Annotated in this window: 16 protein-coding genes; 3 read left to right on the forward strand and 13 right to left on the reverse strand. The window is 70.8% G+C overall.

Annotation, left to right across the window (positions count from 1 at the left end; genetic code table 11):
* Nucleotides 1-120 precede the first annotated feature (120 nt).
* From ligA to HC362_RS09215, 4 genes are all read right to left on the reverse strand, one after another.
* The gene (ligA, locus tag HC362_RS09200) at nucleotides 121-2,358 is read right to left on the reverse strand and encodes an NAD-dependent DNA ligase LigA (RefSeq protein WP_243083400.1); all 2,238 of its coding nucleotides are present in this window, start codon (nucleotides 2,356-2,358) and stop codon (nucleotides 121-123) included.
* Nucleotides 2,359-2,372: 14 nt separating this feature from the next.
* On the reverse strand, nucleotides 2,373-3,419 hold the full coding sequence (locus HC362_RS09205) for a methionine synthase (RefSeq protein WP_279240082.1): 1,047 nt from the start codon (nucleotides 3,417-3,419) through the stop codon (nucleotides 2,373-2,375).
* Nucleotides 3,420-3,423: 4 nt separating this feature from the next.
* A complete protein-coding gene (locus tag HC362_RS09210; RefSeq protein WP_243083401.1) occupies nucleotides 3,424-4,113 on the reverse strand; it encodes an SDR family oxidoreductase in 690 nt (229 codons plus the stop codon).
* 74 nt (nucleotides 4,114-4,187) lie between these two features.
* Entirely contained in the window at nucleotides 4,188-5,219 is a 1,032-nt protein-coding gene (locus HC362_RS09215; protein ID WP_243083402.1) for a rod shape-determining protein, read from the reverse strand.
* Between the two features lie 489 nt (nucleotides 5,220-5,708).
* Here HC362_RS09215 and HC362_RS09220 point away from each other — a divergent pair, with 489 nt between their 5' ends.
* Entirely contained in the window at nucleotides 5,709-7,220 is a 1,512-nt protein-coding gene (locus HC362_RS09220) for a class I SAM-dependent methyltransferase (protein ID WP_243088452.1), read from the forward strand.
* On the opposite strand, the gene HC362_RS09225 is transcribed toward HC362_RS09220, so the two are convergent.
* Nucleotides 7,201-7,578, reverse strand: a complete 378-nt coding sequence (locus HC362_RS09225) for a hypothetical protein (RefSeq protein ID WP_243083403.1) — start codon at nucleotides 7,576-7,578, stop codon at nucleotides 7,201-7,203. The two genes, HC362_RS09220 and HC362_RS09225, sit on opposite strands and share 20 nt — an antisense overlap.
* 157 nt (nucleotides 7,579-7,735) lie before the next feature.
* On the opposite strand from HC362_RS09225, the gene HC362_RS09230 reads away from it, so the two are divergent.
* Entirely contained in the window at nucleotides 7,736-8,260 is a 525-nt protein-coding gene (locus HC362_RS09230) for a TIGR00730 family Rossman fold protein (RefSeq protein WP_243088453.1), read from the forward strand.
* 47 nt (nucleotides 8,261-8,307) lie between these two features.
* Here HC362_RS09230 and mnmA read toward each other — a convergent pair whose 3' ends face one another.
* The gene (gene mnmA, locus HC362_RS09235) at nucleotides 8,308-9,390 is read right to left on the reverse strand and encodes a tRNA 2-thiouridine(34) synthase MnmA (RefSeq protein WP_243088454.1); all 1,083 of its coding nucleotides are present in this window, start codon (nucleotides 9,388-9,390) and stop codon (nucleotides 8,308-8,310) included.
* A 115-nt stretch (nucleotides 9,391-9,505) separates the two neighbouring features.
* Here mnmA and HC362_RS09240 point away from each other — a divergent pair, with 115 nt between their 5' ends.
* A complete protein-coding gene (locus tag HC362_RS09240) occupies nucleotides 9,506-10,246 on the forward strand; it encodes a peptidoglycan recognition family protein (protein ID WP_243083404.1) in 741 nt (246 codons plus the stop codon).
* Between the two features lie 71 nt (nucleotides 10,247-10,317).
* Here HC362_RS09240 and HC362_RS09245 read toward each other — a convergent pair whose 3' ends face one another.
* The 7 genes from HC362_RS09245 to HC362_RS09275 all read right to left on the reverse strand — a co-directional run bounded on the left by HC362_RS09245 (nucleotide 10,318) and on the right by HC362_RS09275 (nucleotide 17,103).
* Nucleotides 10,318-11,505: a cysteine desulfurase family protein gene (locus HC362_RS09245; RefSeq protein WP_243083405.1), complete on the reverse strand. Its 1,188-nt coding sequence runs from the start codon at nucleotides 11,503-11,505 to the stop codon at nucleotides 10,318-10,320.
* A gap of 80 nt (nucleotides 11,506-11,585) precedes the next feature.
* Entirely contained in the window at nucleotides 11,586-12,062 is a 477-nt protein-coding gene (locus HC362_RS09250; RefSeq protein WP_243083406.1) for a DNA starvation/stationary phase protection protein, read from the reverse strand.
* An 86-nt stretch (nucleotides 12,063-12,148) separates the two neighbouring features.
* Nucleotides 12,149-13,000 carry a thioesterase family protein gene (locus tag HC362_RS09255; RefSeq protein WP_243083407.1) on the reverse strand — a complete coding sequence of 284 codons (852 nt, stop codon included), beginning with the start codon at nucleotides 12,998-13,000 and terminating at the stop codon, nucleotides 12,149-12,151.
* A 24-nt stretch (nucleotides 13,001-13,024) separates the two neighbouring features.
* Complete coding sequence (locus HC362_RS09260) at nucleotides 13,025-13,717, reverse strand: trimeric intracellular cation channel family protein (protein ID WP_243083408.1); 693 nt, start codon at nucleotides 13,715-13,717, stop codon at nucleotides 13,025-13,027.
* Nucleotides 13,718-13,802: 85 nt separating this feature from the next.
* A complete protein-coding gene (locus HC362_RS09265) occupies nucleotides 13,803-14,936 on the reverse strand; it encodes a dipeptide ABC transporter ATP-binding protein (RefSeq protein ID WP_279240178.1) in 1,134 nt (377 codons plus the stop codon).
* Nucleotides 14,937-14,962: 26 nt separating this feature from the next.
* A complete protein-coding gene (locus tag HC362_RS09270) occupies nucleotides 14,963-16,108 on the reverse strand; it encodes an ABC transporter ATP-binding protein (RefSeq protein WP_243083410.1) in 1,146 nt (381 codons plus the stop codon).
* On the reverse strand, nucleotides 16,105-17,103 hold the full coding sequence (locus HC362_RS09275; RefSeq protein WP_243083411.1) for an ABC transporter permease: 999 nt from the start codon (nucleotides 17,101-17,103) through the stop codon (nucleotides 16,105-16,107). Before HC362_RS09275 ends, HC362_RS09270 begins: the two co-directional genes overlap by 4 nt.
* Nucleotides 17,104-17,201 lie beyond the last annotated feature (98 nt).

A 17,201-nucleotide genomic window follows, 5' to 3' on the forward strand; every position in this document is an offset into this window, starting at 1 on the left:
GGGGCCGTACCCGTGAGGGGCGGGGCGCGGGTGGCTGGATGTGGCCTGTGCGTGAACGGCGGGGTGCGGTAGGGGCGTTGGGGAGCGCCCCGGACTCACCCCTGGTGGCACCCTCCGCCGTCAGGCGTCCGCTTCCTCCTCTTCCCCAGTGACCAGCGCCGCCTCGCGGGCGGCTTGTGGCCCCTCGGCCAACAGCACGGCGAATCCGTCGTCGTCCAGAATCGGCACCTTCGCCTGCACCGCCTTGTCGTATTTCGAGCCAGGGTTCTCCCCCACGATGACGAAGTCGGTCTTCTTCGACACCGATCCGGTGACCTTGGCGCCGCGCTCCTGGAGCGCGGCCTTGGCGCCGTCCCGGGTGTAGGAGGCGAGGGTGCCGGTGACGACCGTGGTCAGCCCCTCCAGCGGGCGCGGCCCCTCCTCGCCGGTGGCCTCCTCCTCCATCCGGACTCCGGCGGCTGCCCACCGCTCGACGATCTCGCGGTGCCAGTCCTCGGCGAACCACGCCTTGAGCGAGGCGGCGATGGTCGGCCCCACGCCCTCGGTGGCGGCCAGTTCCTCCTCCTCGGCGGCTGCGATCCGGTCCAGGGAGCGGAACTCGCGGGCCAGCGCCTCGGCTGCGACCGGCCCGACGTGCCGGATGGACAGCCCGGTGATGATCCGGGCGAGCGGACGCTCCTTGGCGGCCTTGATGTTCTCCAGCATCGCCAGGGTGTTCTTGCGGGGCTCGCCCTTCTGGTTGGCGAAGAGGGTGACGGTCTTCTCCTCGCCGGTCTTGGGGTCGCGCTTGGGCAGCCCGCTGTCCGGGTCGACGACATACGCCACGATGGGCAGCAGGTCCTCGACGGTCAGGTCGAACAGCCCGCCCTCGTCGCGCAGCGGCGGCTCGGCGGGCTCCAGCGGCTGGGTCAGCGCGCTGGCGACGACATAGCCGAAGTGCTCGATGTCCAGCGCCTTGCGGCCCGCCAGGTAGAACAGCCGCTCGCGCAACTGGGCCGGGCAGGAGCGGGCGTTGGGGCAGCGCAGGTCGACATCGCCCTCCTTCATGGGCTGCAGCGGCGATCCGCACTCGGGACACTCGGCCGGCATCACGAACTCCCGCTCGCTGCCGTCCCGCAGATCGGCGACCGGGCCCAGGATCTCGGGGATGACGTCGCCCGCCTTGCGCAGTACGACCGTGTCCCCGATGAGGACACCCTTGGCCTTGACGACGTCCTGGTTGTGCAGGGTGGCGAACTCGACCTCGGAGCCGGCCACCGTGATCGGCTCCACCACCGCGTACGGCGTCACCCGCCCTGTGCGGCCCACGCCGACGCGGATGTCGACCAGCTTGGTGTTGACCTCCTCCGGCGCGTACTTCCAGGCGATGGCCCAGCGTGGCGCCCGGGAGGTGGCGCCGAGCCGGCCCTGGAGACGGATCTCGTCCAGCTTGACGACGACGCCGTCGATCTCGTGCTCCACCGAATGCCGGTGTTCGCCGTAGTAGGAGATGAATTCGCGTACGCCCTCCAGTCCGTCCACGACCTTGGCGTGCGCGGAGGTCGGCAGGCCCCATTCGCGCAGCAGGTGGTAGACGCTCGAGAGGCGTTCGAAGTCCTCCTTGGCGAAGCCCTGGAGGGCTCCGACGCCGTGCACCACCATGTGCAGCGGGCGGGTGGCGGTCACCCGCGGGTCCTTCTGACGCAGCGAGCCTGCCGCCGCGTTGCGCGGGTTGGCGAACGGTTTCTCGCCCGCCTCGACCAGCCGGGCGTTCAGCTCCTGGAAGCGTTCCATCGGGAAGAACACCTCGCCGCGCACCTCGACCAGCTCGGGCAGGTTCTCGCCGGTCAGCCGCTCGGGGACATCGGCGATGGTGCGGATGTTGGGCGTGATGTCCTCGCCGGTGCGGCCGTCGCCGCGGGTCGCCGCACGGGTCAGCCGCCCGTGTTCGTAGGTGAGGTTCACCGCGAGGCCGTCGACCTTCAGCTCGCACAGGAAGTGGTACTCCACCCCTTCCAGCTCGCGTGCCACCCGGTCCGCCCACTCGCCCAGCTCGCCGTCGTCGAACGCGTTGTCCAGCGAGAGCATCCGCTCCCGGTGCGCCACCTCCGTGAACTCGGTCTCATAGCGCCCGGCGACCTTCTGCGTCGGGGAGTCGGGGGTGCGCAGGGAGGGGTGCTTCTCCTCCAGCGCCTCCAGCTCGCGCAGCAGCCGGTCGAACTCGGCGTCGCTGACGACCGGAGCGTCCTTGACGTAATACCGGAAGCGGTGCTCCTCGATCTGCTCCGCGAGGCGCTGGTGCTCCTCCCGCTGTTGCGCGGGGACACCTGCGTCCTGCCGCGTTTCAGCGGGGACCGCTCCGTCCTGTTCGCCGGCCACCGTTGGTCCTCCCGTCACTGAGGGTTGTCAGCGAGTGCTCGTGCCGCCCGGGCGCAGTGGGCGAGCACCGCACGCGCGTACGCGGGTGAGGCTCCCGCGAGCCCGCATGTGGGGGTGACCACCACGGACTCGCTCAGCAGCCCCGGAGACAGCCCGAGCCTGCGCCACAACGACCTGACACCCCCGACGCTACCGGCAGGGTCTGACAATGCCCCGCCGGCCGGCTCGGCGCCGGGTACGACACCGGCGAAGAGCACCCCGCCGCCCTCGACCAGTTCACCGATCGCCTCGTCGTCACGCTCGGTGAGCAGCGAGAAGTCCAGGGAGATACCGTCCGCACCGGCCCGGCGCAGCAGCCCGAGAGGCACGTCGGGAGCGCACGAGTGCACCACGGTCGGCCCCTCGTGGACGGCGAGCACCTCGCGGAGGGTGGATTCGACCACCGCGCGGTCCACGGCCGGATGGGTGCGGTAGCCGCTGGCCGTCGGCACGCTGCCGCGCAGCACGGCCGTCAGCGACGGCTCGTCCAGCTGCAGCACGAGGACGGCGCCCGGCACCCTGCGGCGCACCTGAGCCAGGTGTGCGGCCAGCCCCTCGGTGAGCGAGGCCGCCAGGTCGCGGACGGCGCCGTGGTCGCCCAGCATGGCCTCGCCGTTGCGCCGCTCCAGGCCGGCGGCGAGCGACCAGGGGCCGACGGCCGACACCTTCACGCCGCGCGGGCGCTCACCCTGGCCGTACCCCTGGGTGAACTCCTCCAGCGCGTCGAGGTCTTCCCCCAGCCAGGCGCGGGCCCGTCTGGTGTCCCGGCCCGGCCGGTCGCTGATCCGCCACCCGCTGGGCTCCAGATGGACGTACAGCTCGGCCAGCAGCCCTGCCGTGCGGCCCAGCATGTCGGCGCCGGGGCCCCGCGCCGGGAGCTCGGGGAGGTACGGCAGGTGCTGCGGCTCCTCCAGCGAACCGGTGACCGTCCTGGCGGCCTCGCGTGCGTCGGTGCCCGGCATGGAGCCGATACCGCTGGCCGCCGCCGGGCCCCAGGCGGGTGGCGGGTTCTCGTTGCTCACCGGTTCAGCCTCCGGGCTTGACGCTCAGGTCCGTGACCTCCGCGCCCCTGGGCAGGTCGAGGGCGGTCAGGATGGTGGTCGCCACCGCCTCGGCGGGGATCCACCTGCCGGGGTCGTACTCCTTGCCCTCCTGGCGGTGCACCTTCTCCTGCATGGGCGTCGCGGTACGGCCCGGGTAGACGGAGGTGACCCGCAGGCCGTTGCCGCTCTCCTCGCCGCGCAGCGCGTCCGCCAGCGCCTTGAGGCCGTGCTTGCTGGCCGCGTACGCGCCCCACTCGGGGTTGGCCCGCAGGCCGGCGCCCGAGTTGACGAAGACGACGTGGCCGCGGGAGCGGCGCAGCTGCGGCAGCAGCAGCCGGGTCAGCTCGGCGGGGGCCACCAGGTTGGCGGCGAGGGTGGCCTGCCACAGCTTCGGGGTGCAGTCCCCGACCGCGCCCAGCTCGACGACGCCCGCGATGTGCAGCAGCGAGTCGACGTCCTCGGGGAGCGTCTGGTGCTCGAAGGCCCAGGAGAGCCGCTCGGGTTCGGCCAGGTCGCCGACCAGCGTGCGGGCGCCGTCGAACCGGCCGGCCAGCTCCTTGGCCCGGCCGGCGTCCCGGGCCAGCAGGTAGAGGGTGTCGCCGCGCTCCTGGAGACGGCGTGCCACCTCGGCCCCGATCCCGGAGCCCGCGCCTGTGATCACGTGTGTTGCCATGCCCCCATGATCCCGCACAGCCGCTCTGGGCAGCTCGCGTGGTTCCGCGCGCCCCTGGCAGGGCGCGTGCGCTCTCACGCCGCGAAGATCGACTCCAGCTTGTCGTACTCCTCCAGGCAGCGGCCGGTGCCCAGGGCCACGCAGCCCAGGGGCTCGTCGGCGATCGTCACCGGCATGCCCGTCTCCTTCATCAGCCGCTCGTCCAGGCCGTGCAGCAGCGCGCCGCCCCCGGTCAGCACCATGCCGCGCTCCATGATGTCGCCGTACAGCTCGGGCGGGCACTCCTCGAAGGCGGCCTGCACCGCGGCCACGATGGAGCGCACCGGGCGTTCGACGGCCTCGCCGATCTCCTCGGGCGAGAGCTGGACGACCTTGGGCATACCGGAGTGCTTGTCGCGGCCGCGTACGGGGACGAACTCGCCGCTGCCGAGCGACATCTTGATCTCCTCGGCGGTCCGCTCGCCCACCGCGATGGTGTACTCCCGCTCGATCCAGGAGGCGATCGCCGAGTCCAGCGCGTCGCCCGCCACCCGCACGGAGCGGGATACGACCATGCCGCCCAGCGAGATCACGGCGATCTCCGTACTGCCTCCGCCGATGTCCACGACCATCGAGCCGCGCGCCTCGTGCACCGGCAGTCCGGCGCCGATGGCCGCAGCTATGGGTTCCTCGATCAGCCGCACCGAGCGGGCGCCCGCCCGGCCGGCGGTCTGCACCACGGCGCGCCGTTCGACTCCGGTGACGCCGCTGGGCACGCACACCACCACCCGGGGCGACCTGCCGCGACCCTTTCCGTCGCGGACCGCGCGGATGAAATACCGCAGCATGCCTTCCGTCGCCTCGAAGTCGGTGATCACGCCGCCTTTGAGAGGCCGGGTGGCAGTGATGGTTCCCGGCGTCCGGCCCACGGCCTGCCGTGCCTGGGCGCCGACCGCGAGCACTTTTCCGGTGTTCGTGTCGATCGCGACGACGGAGGGTTCGTCCAGGACCACGCCCCGGCCGCGTTCGTACACCAGCGTGTTGGCCGTACCGAGATCTATGCCGATGTCCCGGCCGCGGAACGGGGAGGAGGCGGCGGAGAGGGCGGAGTGGGTGCGCTTAGCCATGTGTACTCGCCTGGTTCGGTGCTGTGTTGTACGGGGTTGCACGAGTCGTACGGAATTGTGGTGCTGCCATCCGCAGCATACCCAACTGTCCTGTTTGCTGCGGCAGGTGGGCCGCACCGTGCGGCAGACAATCTTGAATCGCAAAGATGCTGGTCGGAGCGCGTTTTCCGGACAATCGCACGCATGCTCAGGCGAGTTGGTGGCATAGATCTCCGGGCGGTGGATAGCTATGCAGCGGAGACCACGCGCGGTTCACCGAGCCCGAAGCCTGGTGCGTCCTCGGCGACCGCGCCTTGGGCCACCGTCTCTACCACTGGAGGTTTCGTCATTTCCGCGCGACCGGCTCAGGAATTCGGAGACAACCCCGTCGAGGTCCGGGAGACCGGACACTACACAGAGGAATACGTCCCCAGCTTCGTGGAGAAGTGGGATTCTCTCATAGATTGGGAGAAGCGAGCGGAGAGCGAGGGAAATTTCTTCATCGACCTGCTGCGAAAGCGGGGCGTAAGGAGCGTCCTCGACGTCGCGACAGGGACCGGGTTCCATTCGGTACGGCTGTTGGAAGCCGGGTTCGAAACCGTGAGCGCGGACGGCAGCGCCGATATGCTCGCGATGGCGTTCGAAAACGGAATGAAGCACGGCGACCACATCCTGCGGGTCGTACAGGCCGACTGGCGATGGCTCAACCGGGACGTTCACGGTGAGTACGACGCCATCGTGTGCCTCGGCAACTCGTTCACGCATCTCTTCTCGGAACGCGACCGGCGGAAGGCGCTGGCCGAGTTCTACGCGATGCTGAAGCACGACGGAATCCTCATCCTGGATCAGCGCAACTACGACGCGATTCTGGACCGCGGCTACTCCAGCAAGCACACCTACTACTACTGCGGCGAAGACGTCGCGGTGGAGCCGGAATACATGGACGAGGGGCTGTGCCGCATGCGGTACCGCTTCCCGGACAGTTCGGTGTACCACCTCAACATGTTCCCGCTCCGCAAGGACTACACGCGGCGCCTCATGTCCGAGGTCGGGTTCCAGCGCATCGAGACGTACGGCGACTTCCAGCACACCTACCGGGACGAGCAGCCCGACTTCTTCGTGCATGTCGCGGAGAAGGAATACCGGATGGAAGATCAAGGAGAAGGGGCTTACGGCGGTGCCGTGAGTACGGCGCGGAGTTACTACAACTCCCCCGACGCCGACACCTTCTATTCTTCCGTGTGGGGCGGCGAGGACATACACGTCGGCATTTACGCCGATGCAAAGGAGCCCATCGCGGACGCCAGCCGCCGCACCGTCGAGCGCATGGCTTCCGGGCTCGGTCTCACCAAGGAGTCCCGGGTTCTCGACCTCGGCTCGGGCTTCGGCGGCTCGGCCCGCTATCTGGCCGACACCTTCGGCTGCTCGGTGCAGGCCCTCAACCTCAGCGAGGTGGAGAACCAGCGCCACAAGGAACTCAACGCGGCCCGCGGCCTCACCGACCGGATCGAAGTCGTGGACGGCTCGTTCGAGAGCGTGCCGTTCCCCGACTCCAGCGTGGACGTGGTCTGGTCGCAGGACGCATTCCTGCACAGCGGGGACCGTATCCGGGTGCTGGAGGAGATCCGGCGGGTTCTCAAACCCGGCGGGCGGCTGGTCTTCACCGACCCGATGGCCGCCGACGGCACCGATCTCGGCGCCATCCAGCCCATCCTCGACCGCATCCACCTGGACGACATGGGCTCACCCGGCTTCTACAAGCGGGAGCTCACCCGCCTCGGCTTCACCCCGACCGAGCACGAGGACTCCCGCGAGGGCTTCGAGGACCTGCGCGAGCAGCTCGTCAGGCACTACGGACGGGTGCTGGAGGAGACCGAGCGGCAGGAGGCCGAAGGGCTCGCCTCCAAGGTCAGCAGCGACTATCTGAGCCAGATGAAGAGGGGGCTCGCGCACTGGGTCGACGGCGGCCAGAAGAACCGTCTCACCTGGGGCATCTTCCGCTTCACCTTGCTGAAGGGCTGACCCGCCACGGGCTGGGTGCCGGTGCCGGCCCGCTCTCCCCGTCCAACGGCAGGGGAGAGCGGGTCGGTCCGTGCAGAAAGCCCTTGTCCGGCACCGCCTTCAGGGACGGGACGAGCTCGCCGTACAGCTCCGGCGGGCTCGACGGGCTCGGCGGGCCGGACGGCAGGCTGCCGTGCATGGGGTTGCCGGAGTAGCCGGCATCCCGCCCGGCCGACCCCGACTCGTCGTCCATCTCGCGCCAGCCGAACGAGGGCTTCGGCTCCTCCTGCCAGCTGAGGGTCAGGATGCCGCCGGTCACCACCAGCACCGCCCAGACCGCGCCCAGCCAGATCCAACGCCGCCGTGCTCGCAACTTCACTCCCCCACCTGTCGGTTGACGGCCCTCCCTGCCCCCGGGGCCGGACTGCCGTAGTGTGCCACGCCACACTCGAACCGGCGTACGACGACCCCCGCCACCCGACTACTCGGCGTCGGAATCCGGCCGTAAGCTGGCCGTCATGGCCTCTGCTGCACCCATGAACATCTGCGTCTTCTGCTCGGCCGCCGAGCTCGAGAGCGTCTACACCGACGCGGCCCGCGAGTTCGCCGGACTCCTCGGCAAGCGGGGGCACAGCCTCGTGTGGGGCGGCTCGGACTCCGGGCTGATGAAGGTGGTGGCCGACGGCGTGCAGGAGGCGGGCGGCCGCCTCATCGGCATCTCGGTGGAGTTCCTGCGCGATGTCGCCCGGCCGGACGCCGACGAGATGATCGTCACCGCCGACCTCGCCGAGCGCAAGGCGCTGATGCTCGACCGCGCGGACGCCGTCGTGGTCCTGGTCGGCGGCACCGGGACGCTGGACGAGGCGACCGAGATCCTGGAGCTGCGCAAGCACGGTATGCACGCCAAGCCCGTCGTCGTGCTGAACACCGCCGGCTTCTACGACGGGCTGCGGCAGCAGATGGCCCGGATGGAGGCCGAGGGCTTCCTGCCCATTCCGCTGGCCGACCTGGTCACCTTCGCGGACGACGGCCAGCAGGCGCTGGAACTGCTGGGCGCCTGAGCCGCGGCCCCCGGCCCCGTCCCCGAAGGGGCGAGAGGGCCCGCCGGTCACACAGCCGGAACGGCACGCTCCGTGCGGTCGATGGTGGCCGAGCCGACCACCCGGGTGCCGTCGTACAGCACGATCGCCTGGCCCGGGGCGACGCCGCGCTCCGGCTCGGCGAACCGCACCCTCAGCTCGCCGCCGACCAGCTCCGCCTCCACCGGCGTCTCGGCGCCGTGCGCCCGCAGCTGCGCCGTGTAGGGACGGGGGCCGTCGGCCGGGGGCGCACCGCACCAGCGGGGCCGTACCGCCGTCAGCGCGGCGACATCGAGGGAGGCCGCGGGCCCGACGGTGACCGTGTTGTCGACCGGGGAGATGTCCAGCACATAGCGCGGCTTGCCGTCCGGCGCCGGGTGGCCCAGCCGCAGGCCCTTGCGCTGGCCGATGGTGAAGCCGTATGCGCCGTCGTGGGTGCCCACCTTGGTGCCGGACTCGTCGACGACGTCGCCCTCGGCCCGGCCCAGCCGGGAGGCGAGGAAGCCCTGGGTGTCGCCGTCGGCGATGAAGCAGATGTCGTGGCTGTCCGGCTTCTTCGCGACGGACAGGCCGCGCCGCTCGGCCTCGGCGCGGATCTCCTCCTTGGTGGTGAGGGTGTCGCCCAGCGGGAACATCGCGTGGGCGAGCTGCCGCTCGTCGAGCACCCCGAGCACATAGCTCTGGTCCTTGGCCGCGTCACTCGCACGGTGCAACTCCCTGCGGCCGTCCTCACGCGTCACCACAGTGGCGTAGTGGCCGGTGCACACGGCGTCGAAACCCAGCGCGAGGGCCTTGTCCAGCAGCGCGGCGAACTTGATCTTCTCGTTGCAGCGCAGGCAGGGATTGGGCGTCCGACCTGCCTCGTACTCCGCGACGAAGTCCTCCACGACGTCCTCACGGAAGCGCTCCGCCAGGTCCCACACGTAGAAGGGGATGCCGATGACGTCGGCGGCCCGGCGGGCGTCGTTCGAGTCCTCGATGGTGCAGCAGCCGCGCGCTCCCGTACGGAACGACTTAGGGTTGGCGGACAGAGCCAGATGCACGCCCGTCACGTCGTGTCCGGCCTCGGCGGCTCGGGCCGCCGCGACGGCGGAGTCGACGCCGCCGGACATGGCGGCCAGGACGCGCAGCGGGCGCGCGGAGGCGGTCCCCCGCGAGGATGCAGTAGTCATAGCGCCCTCCAGGGTAGACGGAACCACCCGGTGACCCGAACGCGTTAGGGAGCGCATGGGACAGGCGGAGGATGAAGGACGGACCGGCGGCGAGTCCGGTGGACCGGAGCACGACGGTCCGGACGGCGGCCGGCAGACCGGGCGCGGTGTCGCCCGGCGCAGGCTGCTGATCGCGGGCACCACCGCGGTCGGCCTCGGTGTGCTCGGCGTGGCCACCCAGCAGGAGGTCAAGCGCTGGTGGTGGCGGATGCCGGGGAACGACAAGCCCCGGATGGAGGGCGAGGTCGACGACGCCCGCGCCCGGTGGGTGGCCGCCGCCGACGCCAACATGCGCCGCGGGGACCGGCCCGCCGACTACGGCATCGACCGGGTGGTCGTGCACGTGGCGCAGGGCAGCGCGGCGGCCGCCGTGAAGGTCTTCCGGGACCCGGCACACCAGGCGGCGGCGCACTACATCGTCTGCCAGGACGGGCAGATCATCCAGATGATCCGCGAGCTGGACGTGGCCTTCCACGCGGCCAACAAGGAGTACAACGAGCGCAGCATCGGCATCGAGCACGAGGGCTGGATAGACCGCCCGCAGGACTTCACGGACGCCATGTACCGGTCCTCCGCGAGGCTGACGGCCGGGATCTGCGCGCGGTACGGGTTTCCTGCCGACCGCAAGCACATCATCGGTCACAACGAGGTGCCGGGTGCCGACCATACGGACCCTGGTCGGCACTGGGACTGGGACAAATATCTGCGGCTGGTCCGGAGGGAAATGAAGGTGGAGAGCACGCTGCGGGACAAATAGACCGCGCGCTTGGGCAGTCTGCGCCAGGGGCGCAGGGTGGGCAAGCGCAGCCCCCCATACGGGGCGCCCCTTCAGCTCAGGCCCGCGGCGCGGGCGCGTTCGACGACCGGGCCGATGGCCTTGGCCAGCGCGTCCACGTCCGCCTTCGTCGAGGTGTGGCCCAGCGAGAAGCGGAGCGTGCCCCGAGCCAGGTCGGGATCGGTGCCGGTGGCCAGCAGGACGTGGCTGGGCTGGGCCACGCCCGCCGTGCAGGCCGACCCGGTCGAGCACTCGATCCCTTGCGCGTCCAGGAGCAGCAGCAGCGAGTCCCCTTCGCAGCCGGGGAAGGAGAAGTGCGCGTTGGCCGGGAGCCGCCCGGCCGGGTCGGGGTCGCCGTTGAGCACCGCGTCGGGCACCGCATCGCGCACGGCGGCCACCAGCGCGTCCCGCAGTGCGCCCACCTCGCGGACGAAGTCGGGCCGGCGCTCGACGGACACCCGCGCGGCCGTCGCGAACGCGGCGACGGCGGGGGTGTCCAGGGTGCCGGAGCGGACGTGCCGCTCCTGGCCGCCGCCGTGCAGCAGGGGCACGGGGGTGAACTCGCGCCGCAGCAGCAGCGCGCCGACGCCGTAGGGGCCGCCGGTCTTGTGTCCGGTGACGGCCATCGCGGCCAGCCCCGACTCCTCGAAGGAGAGGTCGAGCTGGCCGAAGGCCTGGACGGCGTCCGAGTGCAGGGGGATGTCGAACTCGGCGGCCACCCGCGCCAGTTCCGGCACCGGGGCGACGGTGCCGATCTCGTTGTTGGCCCACATCACGGTGGCCAGCGCGACGTCGGCCGGGTCGCGTTCGATGGCCTCGCGCAGTGCGTCCGGGTGCACCCTGCCGTACCCGTCGACCGGCAGCCACTCCACGCGGGCACCCTCGTGCTCGGCCAGCCACTCGACGGCGTCCAGCACGGCGTGGTGCTCCGCCGGGCCCGCCAGCACCCGGGTACGCCGCGGGTCCTGGTCCCGGCGCGCCCAGTAGAGCCCCTTGACGGCGAGGTTGTCCGCCTCGGTGCCGCCCGCGGTGAAGACCACCTCGCTGGGCCGGGCGCCCAGCGAGGCAGCGAGCGACTCCCGGGACTCCTCGACCGTGCGCCGCGCACGCCGTCCTGCGCCGTGCAGCGAGGAGGCGTTGCCGACGACCGCGAGCTGTTCGGTCATCGTCCGCACCGCTTCGGGCCACATGGGCGTGGTGGCGGCGTGGTCGAGGTAGGCGGGGTGGGCGGAGTCAGCCATGGTTCCCCAATCCTACGGTTCCCCATGGGGCGCACGACCGGCGCGTGGCAGCGCACCCGCCCGGCTGACCGCCCGCCCCCTCAGCCGCGGTTCTCCGCCTGGAACATCCAGTGCTCCTTCTCCAGGACGCCGATGAGCTGGATGAAGACGTCCTCGGTGACCGGATCGACGGAACCGACGGCCTTCATCCTTTCCCTGCCCTTGGTGATGACGGCGCCGAGGGCCTCGACCATGAGGCGGACGGCGTCGTTGTCGGGGAGCCAGCCGTCCTTGACGGTGGCGATGGCGCTGCCGCCGGCGACGCTGGTGGAGCGGCCGTCGGGGCTGACGCCGAGCGCCGAGGCGCGCTCGGCGACGGTGTCGGAGTACTGGCGGGCGGTGTCGACAACCTCGTCGAGCTGGAGGTGGATGGACCGGAAGCGCGGCCCGACGACGTTCCAGTGGATCTGCTTGGCGACGAGGGAGAGGTCGATCAGGTCCACCAGCGTGCCTTGCAGCGCCTCGGCGACGGTCTTGAGATCCGACTCGGGAAGCGTGCTCTTCACTGTGTAAGTCACGTGCGTCGCTTTCTCTCGGACAGTCTCTTTCTCTCCCAAAGTAAGCACATCCGACGAAAGCGGACCTGGGCCACGCCAGACTGGTGCTATGCCCGTGCCAGTTGCCTGGACTGCGCGACCAGCCGGTCGGCGGTGTCCCACACCTCGGCGTCCTCCTCCAGGAAGCCGCCCGCCAGGTTGCGGGTGGTGATGGCGACCCGCAGCGGGCCCGGCGCGGGGCGGGCCCGGACGTGGACGGTGAGTTCGACGGTGGGCACCCATCCGGTCAGCCCCAGGTCGAAGCCGGTGGGCGGCAGCGCGTCCACGGCCATCAGGAGGGAGAGCGGGTCCGGTTCGCGGCCGTCCGCGAGTTCGAGCCAGGCCCGGATCTCGCCGCGCATGCTGGGCGCTCCGAGCGCCCAGCCGCAGGTCTCCGGGTCGAGCCGCAGGTCGAGGCGGCGCCCCATCTCGGGCACGGCGGCGTCCCCGCCGGGGTGGTCGGTGGCGCGGAAGCACTGCTCGCGCGGTGGCATGGCGGGCGGCTTGGCGCTGGTGCGGACGTCGTCGGAGAGCGCCGCCAGATCGCCGTAGGTGGCCAGGGCCCGGATGCGTTCGACCTCCCGGCCCCGCTCGTCGGTCTGGAAGAGCCCCGCGGAGGCGGTGGAGACGGTACGGCCGCTGCGGGCCACCGAGGTGCGGACGGTGGCGGGGCCGGCGACGGTGGCGGTCAGGTAGTGGGCCGTGAGGGTGAACGGGTCCGGGTGCGGGAGCGCCTGGCGCAGCGCGCGGCCCACCACGGCCAGCAGGTAGCCGCCATTGAGGGCCTTGCCTATCGCCCAGCCGGGGGACAGCAGCGCCTCGTGGACGCCGGGCTCGCTGGTGCGCACCGCGGTGTCGCGGTCGAACTCGCTGCCGTCGGCGGGGGCCTGCCGGGTGATCTGGGAAGGTGCGTCGGACATGGGAGGCACCGTACACCGGGCTTGTTACCCGTGGGTAGGCGCGTCGGGTGTGGAGCCGGCCGCCTCCGCGTCCACGGTCGCGCTGCTGCGCTTCCACGCGCGCGGCGCCCGCCAGTTGTAGCGCAGGGCCAGCAGCCGCAGGACGAAGGCCAGCAGGGCAGCGCCCACCGTGGTGCTGGGGCGTACCGCGTCCAGATGGATCAGCAGCGCGACGGCGCTGGCGCCGACCACCGCGGGTACCGCGTAGACCTCGCGGTCCCAGCGCAGCAGGGAGGGGACCTCGTTGGCCAGCACGTCGCGCAGGACGCCTCCCCCGGCGGCCGTGGCCAGCCCCATCACGACCGACGAGGTCAGGCTCAGCCCGTACTCGTGCGCCTTGAGCGTGCCCGTCACACAGAACAGGCCCAGTCCGGCCGCGTCGAAGACGCTCACCGCCTTGTTGATCCGCTCGACCTCCGGGTGGAGGAAGAAGACCAGGACGGTGGAGACGAGGGGCGTCAGGAAGTAGCCCAGGTCGGTGAAGGCGGCCGGGGGCACGGCACCGATGACGACATCACGGAAGAGCCCCCCGCCGAGGCCGGTGACCTCGGCGAGCACGGCGATACCGAAGACGTCGAAGTTGCGGCGGACGGCCAGGAGGGCGCCGGAGATGGCGAAGACGAAGATCCCGGCGATGTCCAGCGAGTGCTGCAGCGGAGGACTGAAGAGGGTTTCCACCGCACCTTTGTATCCGTACGGCTTGTCGCCCTCTCCGGGAGGCGCCCGGAAGGGGGCCGGAAACCTGGCCCGGCCCCCGGGGAGCTCAGCTCTTACCGGCCCCGGCCTCGCGCAGCAGCTTCGTGTCACCCGGCTCCTGATCCGGCGCGTTCTCCGGGTGGTGGCAGGCCACATTGTGGCCCGGAGCCAGCGCGACCAGCGGCGGCTCCTTCGTACGGCACACCTCCGTCGCCTTCCAGCAGCGGGTGTGGAACCGGCACCCGGACGGCGGATTCATCGGCGACGGCACATCGCCCTGCAGCAGAATCCGCTCCCGGCTGTCCGCCGCCTTGCGGCGCGGATCCGGCACCGGCACCGCGGACAGCAGCGCCCGCGTGTAGGGGTGCATGGGGGTGTCGTACAGCGACTTCCGGTCGGTCAGCTCCACGAGCTTGCCCAGGTACATCACCGCGATCCGGTCCGAGACGTGCCGGATGACCGACAGGTCGTGCGCGATGATCACGTAGGTCAGGCCGAGCTCCTCCTGCAGGTCGTCCAGGAGGTTGACGACCTGCGCCTGGATGGAGACGTCCAGCGCGGAGACCGGCTCGTCGGCCACCACCAGCTTCGGGCTCAGCGCCAGCGCCCGGGCGATGCCGATGCGCTGCCGCTGGCCGCCGGAGAACTCGTGCGGGTAGCGGTTGTAGTGCTCGGGGCTGAGCCCGACCACCTCCAGCAGCCGCTGGACCTCCTTCTTGACGCCGCCCTCGGGCTGCACGCCCTGCAGCTTGAACGGCGCGCTGACGATGGCGCCGACCGTGTGCCGCGGGTTCAGCGAGGAGTACGGGTCCTGGAAGATCATCTGGACGTCGCGGCGCAGCGGCCGCATCCCGCTGACGCCCAGATGGGTGATGTCCTTGCCCTCGAACTCGATGGTGCCGTCGGTCGGTTCGAGGAGCCGGGTGATCAGCCGGCCCATCGTCGACTTGCCGCAGCCGGACTCGCCCACGACGCCGAGCGTTTCACCGGCGCGGACCTCGAAGTCGAGGCCGTCGACGGCCAGGACCGCGCCGACCTGCCGCTTGAAGAGCCCCTTGGTGATGGGGAAGTGCTTCTTGAGCCCGCTGACCCTCAGCAGCGGCTCCCCCTCGCGCGGCTCGTCCTTCGTGCCCAGGCCGCCCGGCGCGGTCGTGGAGCCGGCCGTCTGCTCGGAGCCCGGGGACTTCGCGGGTTTCGTCATCGGCTCGTCGTCCTCACTCACAGCGCTCACAGCTTCGGGGCAATCTCTTCGTTCCAGATCCGCTCCCTGTCCTCCTGCGCCATGTGGCAGGCGGCCAGGTGCCCGGGCTTCACCTCGCGCAGCTCGGGCCGCGTGGTGCGGGTGATGTCGCCCTCGGGGACGTCCGCGTACGGGCAGCGCGGGTTGAAGGCGCAGCCGGACGGGACGTTGATGAGGCTGGGCGGCGAGCCCTTGACGGGGATGAGCCGCTCGGACCGGTCCCGGTCGATACGCGGCATCGAGCCCAGCAGCCCCCAGGTGTAGGGGTGCTGCGGCTCGTAGAAGACCTGCTCGGCGGTGCCGTACTCGACGCAGCGGCCGCCGTACATCACCAGGATGTCGTCGGAGAGCTCGGCGACGACACCCAGGTCGTGGGTGATGATGATGACGGCCGAGCCGAACTCTTTCTGCAGGTCCCGGATCAGGTCGAGGATCTGCGCCTGCACGGTGACGTCCAGCGCCGTGGTCGGCTCGTCCGCGATCAGCAGCTCGGGGTTGTTGACCAGCGACATCGCGATCATCGCGCGCTGGCGCATCCCGCCGGAGAACTCGTGCGGGTAGCTGTCCACGCGCTTGGCCGGCTCCGGGATGCCGACCCGGTCGAGCAGCTCGACTGCGCGCTTGCGTGCCGTCTTCTTGTCGACGTCGTGGTGGACGCGGTACGCCTCCACGATCTGGTGGCCGACGGTGAAGAAGGGGTGCAGCGCCGAGAGCGGGTCCTGGAAGATCATCGAGATCTCCCGGCCGCGCAGCTTGCGCACCGCCTCCGGGTCGGCGCTCAGCAGCTCCTGGCCGTTCAGCCAGATCTCGCCGGAGAGCCGGGGGCGCTGCCTGCCGTACTGGCCCACGGTGTGCAGGCCCATGATGCCGAGCGAGGTGACGGACTTGCCGGAGCCCGACTCGCCGACGATGCCGAGGGTCTTGCCCTTCTCCAGCGTGAAGGAGAGCCCGTCCACGGACTTGACCAGGCCGTCCTGGGTGGGGAAGTGCACCCGCAGGTCCCGCACCTCCAGGAAGGCCTTGGGCGGCTGCTTGTCCAGTGCCACCTCGCCGGGTGCGGTGCCGGTGCCGGTCAGGTCCGATGCCTTGGCCGGCTCGGTGTCCTTGGGGGACTTGTGTTCGTGGTCGGTCATCCCAGCCTCACTCGTGGGTCGATCACGCCGTACAGCAGGTCCACGATGAGATTCGCGATGACGACGGCGGTTGCGGTGATGAGGGTGACGCCCAGGATCAGCGGGAGGTCGCGGTCGGTGATCGCCTTGAGCACGGCCTGCCCGAGTCCGGGGATGCTGAAGGTGGTCTCGGTGAGGATCGCGCCGCCCATCAGGGCGCCGATGTCGATGCCGAGGAGCGTGAGGACCGGCGTCATGGTGGAGCGCATGGCGTGCTTGCCGATGACGACCGGCTCCTTGAGCCCCTTGGCGCGCGCTGTGCGGATGTAGTCCTCGCCCATCACCTCGAGCATGGTGGCCCGGGTGAGCCGGGCGTACATCGCGCCGAAGAGGAAGGCGAGGGTGATCCAGGGCAGGATCATGCCGCTGAACCACTTGGCCGGGTCATCACCGAACGGGGTGAAGGAGTTGCTCACCAGGTCGAGCTGGTAGGCGAAGACCGCCAGCGAGATCAGGCCGGTGAAGTACACGGGCAGCGAGACGCCGGCCAGGGCGCCGGTCATGGCCAGCCGGTCCCACAGGCTGCCCCGCTTGAGCGCGGAGAGCACGCCGACGGTCAGACCGATCAGCAGCCAGATCACGGCCGCGCCGAGCGCGAGGGAGAGGGTGACCGGGAGCCGGTCGGTCAGCGTCGGCCAGATCTCCTGCTCGGTACGGAAGGAGTAGCCGAAGCAGGGGGCCGAGCAGTGCGTGGTGTCGCCCCCGGAGGTGTAGTCCCGGCCGACGAGGAGGCCCTTGAAGAACTCGAAGAGCTGAATCAGGACCGGATCGTCGAGCTGGAGCTTCTCGCGGACGGCTTCGACGCTCTCCTTGTCGGCCTGCTTGCCGACGAACATGGTGGCCGGGTCGATCCCCGTCCACTTGGGGATCAGGAAGAAGATGCAGAAGACCGCCAGGATGATGACGACCAGCATCACTGCGACGGCGAACAGCCGCCTGATGAGGTATGTGAGCACTGCTCTCCGGCCGCCCGTCGGCGGCCCGGGCCCGCCCCCGGTCGGGGAGCGGACTGCCGGGCCGCCGTAGCGGCCTTCACCTGCCCTTCGTGCCAGCG

Origin of the sequence: Streptomyces sp. 891-h (genome assembly GCF_022760275.1) — a bacterium.
In the GTDB taxonomy this organism is placed as follows: domain Bacteria; phylum Actinomycetota; class Actinomycetes; order Streptomycetales; family Streptomycetaceae; genus Streptomyces; species Streptomyces spirodelae.